This is a genomic window from Brasilonema bromeliae SPC951, assembly GCF_012912135.1.
Lineage (GTDB): Bacteria > Cyanobacteriota > Cyanobacteriia > Cyanobacteriales > Nostocaceae > Brasilonema > Brasilonema bromeliae.
The window spans coordinates 1-6,973 of sequence record NZ_QMEB01000298.1; the positions used below are offsets into that span (position 1 = coordinate 1).

Here is a 6,973-nt window from a genome sequence, read left to right on the forward strand (position 1 = left end):
CCGCCAAGACGAGCCAGCGCCGTGCGGGGGTTCCCCCCGTTGAGGCGACTGGCGTGGCCAAGGACACCAAGAAAATCAAAAAGAAGATAGGTAATCTTGCACCGGGAAGGGAGTAGGTATGTATTTGTCAGTTTTTTTTCGTTCCCTTGATTGTCAAAGTTTGGATCGTTCATAAAGAACTCTAACCAAGTTAGGTGTTGCTCGTTAGTGTTATATTTTCCGTCACTGGAGTTATGGCTTTTGGATAAGTTGGCGAATAAGGCGCTTGAATTGGTACTTGTTTTTTATTGACATAGTTTTTTAACAAAACCGATTCTTTATAAGATCTAAAAAGGTTGTGCTCTCAAGCTCAAGAAGTGAAGAATCAGATTTGCAATAGCTACTGCTTAGCTTAATGTTTGAGTTTGGGATACAACCATATAGTAAATAACTGATTCATTCATAGTAAACACCTCAAACTATTATGGTGCTTATTATAAGACTACGAATTATTAGAATATAAGTAAAGTAAAATTGGTTGCTTTTTGAATCAGCTTCTCAGTTTTATTTTGCTATGTTTGTTTCATATTTTACAAAAAGTACGCAGGAGGTGTTTCTTGCTCTGGACGATACGGGTAGCATTAAACCTCCGGCTTATCGCCCTTCTTTACCCATAGGACTTACGCACGAGTTACGAAAGAACAAGATTGTGAGATTGCTTCCTTACGTCGCAATGACACAACTACGTTATTTTTGCGTAAGTCCAGACCCAGAGAGATTCTTTCAAAATTTCTTTGCCCAAATCAAAATAAATTGCCAATCATATAGGCATTTTGAGCTTCGCACCTTGTCTGATAAGAAGGAAAAGGAAAAATATTCTTTTTCCCTTTGAAATTTTACCCTTCGGGTATGACCTCCGGTCACGCTGCGCTTTAGCCCTTTGGGCGTGCGCTTTGCGCATACGCAGAGCCGGCACGAGGGAAAACGCCAGGTCCTACAACGGGGGGAACCCCCCTCCGGGTTCGCCAGATGCCTACGGAGGGAGACCCTCCTGCAGCACTGGTCTCACCGCAACGGACTGGCTCCCCTCCCGCAGCGCTGTCTCACCTTTTACGTTCTTTTTACCGTGAAATTACATAATCGAAATGCACGTTCTTATATCGTCCCAAACAACCTATCCCCTGCATCTCCCAATCCTGGAATAATGTAACCGTTTTCATCTAAGTGGTCATCAATAGCCGTAGTGTAAAGAGGTATATCTGGGTGGACTTCGGTGAAATGCTCAATGCCTTCTGGTGCAGCAAGTATGCAAAGAAACTTAATCGACATTGGATTCGTTGATTTAACTCGTTCAACTGCTGCGACAGCTGAGTTACCAGTTGCGAGCATTGGATCAACCACTATTACATCTCGCTGATCTATATCCTGAGGAACCTTAAAATAATACTCAACGGGAATGAGGGTTTTAGGGTCACGGTATAATCCAATGTGTCCTACTGTTGCTGATGGTATGAGTTCGAGTATTCCATCCAAAATCCCTTGTCCTGCTCGTTGGATGGAAACAATCACCAGTTTTTTATCCAAAGCAATGACTGGGGCATTCATTGGTGCCAGAGGAGTTTTAATCTGTTCATATTTCACAGGGAAATCTCGTGTTATTTCATACGTCAACAGCAGGCTAATTTCTTTGAGAAGGACTCGAAATGTCGTCGTAGTTGTTTCTGCTTTACGCATCAGTGTGAGTTTGTGTTGAATCAATGGATGCTCGATGACTTTAACTTGACTGTGCATATGTCTTAAATGTTTTATTATCTGAATGTGTGCCTCATAAGACGCAGAAAGACGCTCCTGTGGGGTGCAGTCAACGTGGAAATCATAACTAATTAGCCGAACATGATATTAAGCACGAACAACGTAACAATAGCCCACAGCGATCCAACCGAACAGCGCAGCCGTGCCGTAGGCATAGAACATAAGAACTCAACAAATGACTAATGAGTAATGACTACTGATAGTTAGAATACTGTACCGTCGCTTTCTATCTGTATGGGGGGTACAGCACCCTTTCTACGTTCAGCCGCAATTTTACGTCCAGCTGTCCAAGTTCCACCTTGCAGGATTTTTACTAGTGGTAGTTCTTCGGCACTCATGCTCAACTTGTCGCGTACTGTGGCGGCGATGCGATCCAACAGTATCACGGTCAAGGCACGCCATTCAACGATAATCTCTGATGCAACAGAATGAGACTGGAGCAAAATTTCCGGATGCTTAGGGCTAATAAGTCCCAAATCAAGACACAATCCCCCATTGCGATATTCTGCTAATCCAGTCAGGACATCCAAACCAGTTGTTTCCAAGCCAAGTTCTTGTAGAGGTTCAAGCAGAGAATAGGTTAGCCACTGGGATAGTTTGTGAAATGGGACTAAGCCATCATCAGCAACACGTGGATGAAACCAAGTATCCCCTAGATTTATTCCAGCAACCTCAATTCGTCCAGACCAAATCTCACTTAACCCTTCTAAAACTGCACCTAACACATTTGCCGCAGCTACTTGCTTGTTGTATGAGTTTTGTATGAAAAAGTTTACCAAATTGCCCGGACGGGGATTTTGTTCGCCAAATAGATGAGGTGAAGAAAGTAGGGCTTGACCCAATTTTTGCAGCAATTTTAACCGTCCAGCAATGCCCACCAAGGGATTGTTTGCATTCACACCAAAGCCATCTGCTAATTCTTTTTCTGTTAAGGCTTGCAATTTTTGAGCATCAACTTGCAAAGGTGCTGTTTGCCTATCACTAGAAAAAGTTCCGTCACAAAACATATGAAAACTCGCAACTGCCAAACCTTCAGAACGCTTAAAATCTAGCTGAGTCTCCCGCTCGTGATAGTACCAATTTTCCCCTGCACCAGCATCTAGTAAAACACTGATAATCGCCAAATCAAACTTAGCAACGGCTTTCTGTTCAGGCGTGAGTTCTGCTAACTTCCCATCCAACTGAGATAGACGCTGTACACCTCCAGCCTCAAAATGTCGCCACCGGCTGTGAAACGGAATTTGCAAATCTGGGTACTGTTCCCGCATCACCTCAATGACATACTCCGCCACTTTTGGCAACTGTGTTAAATCGCAATTAAAGTAATCGGACTCACCAATAACCGCCAACTCAAACAATTGCTCACAACGATCTCGGATAGCACTAGGCGATCGCAAATAAGCAACCAACTCCTTCCCCTCTTTCCTCTGCGATCTCTGCGCCTCTGCGGTTCCCATTTCCATTCCGATCCACTCCTAATATTCACCCCATAACAGAAGCAAGAGAGTGAAGAAGTCAACAGAAGTTCCCCTCCCTCTCTCGCTTCTGAAACTCAATCTGCTAAAGAACGTCCCTTGACACCACTCAAACTGTCGGAGTCTAACACCTCTCCTGTTGTATAATAACCCGCAGCCTTTTTCGCCTCTATCTCCACCCGCGCATCTTCGGGAATCAACTCTTCTGGAATTGGTATTCGTTCCACAATCTCAATTCCCGACTGAGTAATGGCGTTGTACTTCATATTACTCATTGATACCATACGGTCAATACGGGTAATGCCCAACCAGTGCAACACATCGGGCATTAGTTCTTGAAATCGCATATCTTCCACGCCAGCCACACACTCAGTGCGGGTAAAGTAGGCATCAGCGCGATCGCCACCTTCTTGACGCTTACGGGCGTTGTAAACCAAAAATTTCGTTACTTCTCCCAAAGCACGCCCCTCTTTACGACAGTAAACAATGACACCTACGCCTCCCTGTTGTGCGGTTTGTACGCAAACTTCAATTCCATGTACCAGATAGGGGCGACAGGTGCAAATATCCGACCCAAAGACATCAGAACCATTACATTCATCATGTACTCGCAATGCCAAAGGCTTATCAGGGTCAGTAATAGCTGCTACATCCCCAACGATATACACAGTAATACCTCCGATTGGCGGTAAAAACACCTCCAAATCAGGTCGTGTCACTAACTCTGGGAACATTCCTCCAGTTTGTTCAAATAAAGCGCGGCGTAATTCCCCTTCTGTGATATTGAATCGTTTGGCAATTCCTGGTAAGTACCAAACTGGCTCAATTGCTGCTTTTGTGACTACTAAATCGCCACCAGGTTTCATAATCTTGCCATCAACCTGTAAGCGTCCTTCTGTCACCGCCTCTTGTAATTCGCGGATGTTGATGTGCGCCTTTGTGATAGCAATCGTGGGACGAATGTCATATCCCTGCGCGTAGTATGATGCAAAAGTCTCACCAATAGTCGCCCCAAACGGGTCAAGCGAGACAATTTTCTTTGGATCAGCCCAACTTGGATGTGGTCCAATATATTCTACTGGAGATGTATTAGTAAGGTCTGCCTTGTGGTCTGACTGAAGAACTCCACTAGCCACCGCTAATGCCCGGTAAATCGCATAACCACCAGAGTGAGTACCAATTACGTTACGGTGTGCCTGTTTAGTCAGTGTAGCAATGACTGGACCGCGTTGCATTGGATCGGCTGCTCCCCATTGAATAGAAATCGGTTTGGGACCAAACCGACTGGGATGCGAAGTGAGAACAATATGCCCGGAAACGCTTTTTTGGTTTGGCATAGTCGTTTCTTTTTCTCTTACTTTTTATTAATTCTTAGTCATTTATCTTTTCTCTACAACTATCACCAGTTGCGACTTGTAAAAGTATGACATACCAATGACTCTAAACAATGACTTGAAATCTTGAGTTAGGTATTAATCGTATTGCAGACTACAGAAAATAGCAATTAATTTGCTATTTTTTAACTAATTCTGCGGAATTCTCCACCGTCTTTTACGGTGGGGATGAATAGCAGGGAGATTGGAAGGTGCATCCTTTGTGGATGCCCGACCAATCTCCAAATATTTTCCGGATTAGCTTTACTGCTAAGTATAGATAGTAGTAGAATAAGTGATACCAAGGAGGTGATTAAGTGCTACACAAGGCTGTCCAAGTTCGTTTATACCCGACCAAGGAACAACAAACATTGCTAGCGCAAGCATTCGGATGCTCTCGTTGGTGGTGGAATTATGCCTTGAATAAATCTATCGAAGTTTACAAGGAGACGGGCAAAGGGCTTGGACAAGTAGCACTCAACGCACTTCTACCTAAACTCAAAAAAGAGAAAGATACAGAATGGTTAGCTGATTGCTATAGTCAGGTTTTGCAAGCTACAACACTTAATCTAACCACAGCGTATAAGAACTTTTTTGATCAACGTGCAGGATTTCCTCGGTTCAAATCTAAGCATGGCAAGCAGTCGATTCAATATCCTCAAAATGTCAAAATAGTAGATGGCAATGTAAAGCTCCCAGGCAATATTGGAGTAGTCAAAGCCAAGATACATAGACCAATTGAAGGAAAAATCAAGACTTGTACCGTCGTCAAAACTCCATCTGGGAAATACTTTGCATCTATCCTGACCGAAGTAGAAGGAGACCAACCAAACTTTACCGAAGGAAAGATTTATGGTGTTGATTTAGGGTTGAAGCACTTTGCTGTTGTTACTGACGGCGAAAAGATTTCTAAATACGATAATCCTAAACATCAAGCTCACCACGAAAAGAATCTCAAGCGTAAACAACAAAAACTAGCACGTAAACAAAAAGGAAGTAATTCACGGTACAAATATAGAAAAGTTGTTGCCAAGGTATACGAACGGGTTAGCAATTCGCGGCAAGATTTTTTACATAAACTTAGTTATAAGTTGGTCAGCGATAGCCAAGCTGTCATAGTAGAAAATCTTCATCTTCTAGGCATGGTTCGTAATCACAATTTGGCGAAAGCAATATCTGATTGTGGATGGGGAACCTTCATCAACTTCTTAGCCTATAAGCTAGAACGCAAGGGTGGGAAGTTGGTCGAGATTGATAGATGGTTCCCTAGTTCCAAACTCTGCTCAAATTGTTTTTATCAAATGAGTGAGATGTCGTTAGATGTGAGGGAATGGACGTGTCCCCACTGTGGTACTCACCATGACCGAGATGGAAATGCAGCAACCAATATTAGAGCAGAGGGTATCAGAATGCTAAAGGCGGATGGTTCAGCCGTCTCTGCTGTAGGAGGGGAAGTAAGACCAAAGATGGGGCGAAAGTCGAATCTTCGGCATTCGCCTATGAGTACAGAAGCCCCGTCCGCCTATGCGGCGGGGTAGTTCACTTCTTCACATTTTACTCAGTACTCAACACTTTTTAGTGACTTCTGAGATCAGAATATGCGAAATTTGATCCAGAGCAACTATCAACTAACGACCTTGAATTCATGGATTCTTTATTTATCAATTCCTTACTTGAAGACTTAAAAAACCCCGATGAAACAGTCCGGGACGAAGCAACCAGGAAAATTTGGCGTATTTGGTTTCAGCAAAAGGGAGTTCATGGACTGGAAGTCATTGAACGCAGTCAAAAGTTTATAGATTCTGGAAAAATCACTGAAGCCGAAGCTGTGCTAACAGAACTTGTTAACGACCAACCAGATTTTGCTGAAGCTTGGAATCGCCGTGCTTTTCTTTACTACACTAACTGCGAGTATCGGAAGTCTTTAGCAGACTGTCAAATGGTCGTCAAGATCAATCCAATACATTTCGGTGCACTTCACGGTATGGGCTTGTGTTTTGCCGCAATGGGAGAGTATCGTGAAGCTATTAGAGCATTTCACCGTGCTTTGGAAATTCAGCCTTATTCTCAAGTCAATCAAAAATTGATTTTGGAATGCACTCTCCGATTAAACTAACTACAACAAATTTGGAGAAAGCAAAATTCACCACAGGCTATAGCAATAGCAACCAGCAAAAACTCTGGCTTGGATAAAGTCACCTTTGGGATCAACTGGGTAGCATATGCACAACAAGGGAGACAATGTCCACGCTATTGCAACAGCCATCTACAAAAACTATGGAACAGGGAACAGGGAACAGGGAACAGGGAACAGGGAACAGGGAACAGGGAACA

Annotated in this window: 5 protein-coding genes; 2 read left to right on the top strand and 3 right to left on the bottom strand. The window is 43.4% G+C overall.

Features of this window, described 5'->3' with window-relative positions:
• Positions 1-1,134: 1,134 nt before the first annotated feature.
• The 3 genes from upp to DP116_RS25945 all read right to left on the bottom strand — a co-directional run bounded on the left by upp (position 1,135) and on the right by DP116_RS25945 (position 4,603).
• Complete coding sequence (upp, locus tag DP116_RS25935; protein ID WP_169157889.1) at positions 1,135-1,770, bottom strand: uracil phosphoribosyltransferase; 636 nt, start codon at positions 1,768-1,770, stop codon at positions 1,135-1,137.
• A 224-nt stretch (positions 1,771-1,994) separates the two neighbouring features.
• Positions 1,995-3,254 (bottom strand): URC4/urg3 family protein, encoded by a 1,260-nt coding sequence (locus tag DP116_RS25940; RefSeq protein WP_169157890.1) that lies wholly within the window; start codon positions 3,252-3,254, stop codon positions 1,995-1,997.
• 89 nt (positions 3,255-3,343) lie between these two features.
• On the bottom strand, positions 3,344-4,603 hold the full coding sequence (locus tag DP116_RS25945; protein ID WP_169157891.1) for a GTP cyclohydrolase II: 1,260 nt from the start codon (positions 4,601-4,603) through the stop codon (positions 3,344-3,346).
• A gap of 353 nt (positions 4,604-4,956) precedes the next feature.
• Between DP116_RS25945 and DP116_RS25950 the strand changes: the two genes are divergently transcribed.
• A complete protein-coding gene (locus tag DP116_RS25950; RefSeq protein WP_169157892.1) occupies positions 4,957-6,177 on the top strand; it encodes an RNA-guided endonuclease TnpB family protein in 1,221 nt (406 codons plus the stop codon).
• Between the two features lie 107 nt (positions 6,178-6,284).
• Positions 6,285-6,755: a tetratricopeptide repeat protein gene (locus DP116_RS25955; protein ID WP_048867686.1), complete on the top strand. Its 471-nt coding sequence runs from the start codon at positions 6,285-6,287 to the stop codon at positions 6,753-6,755.
• The last annotated feature ends 218 nt before the right edge of the window (positions 6,756-6,973 follow it).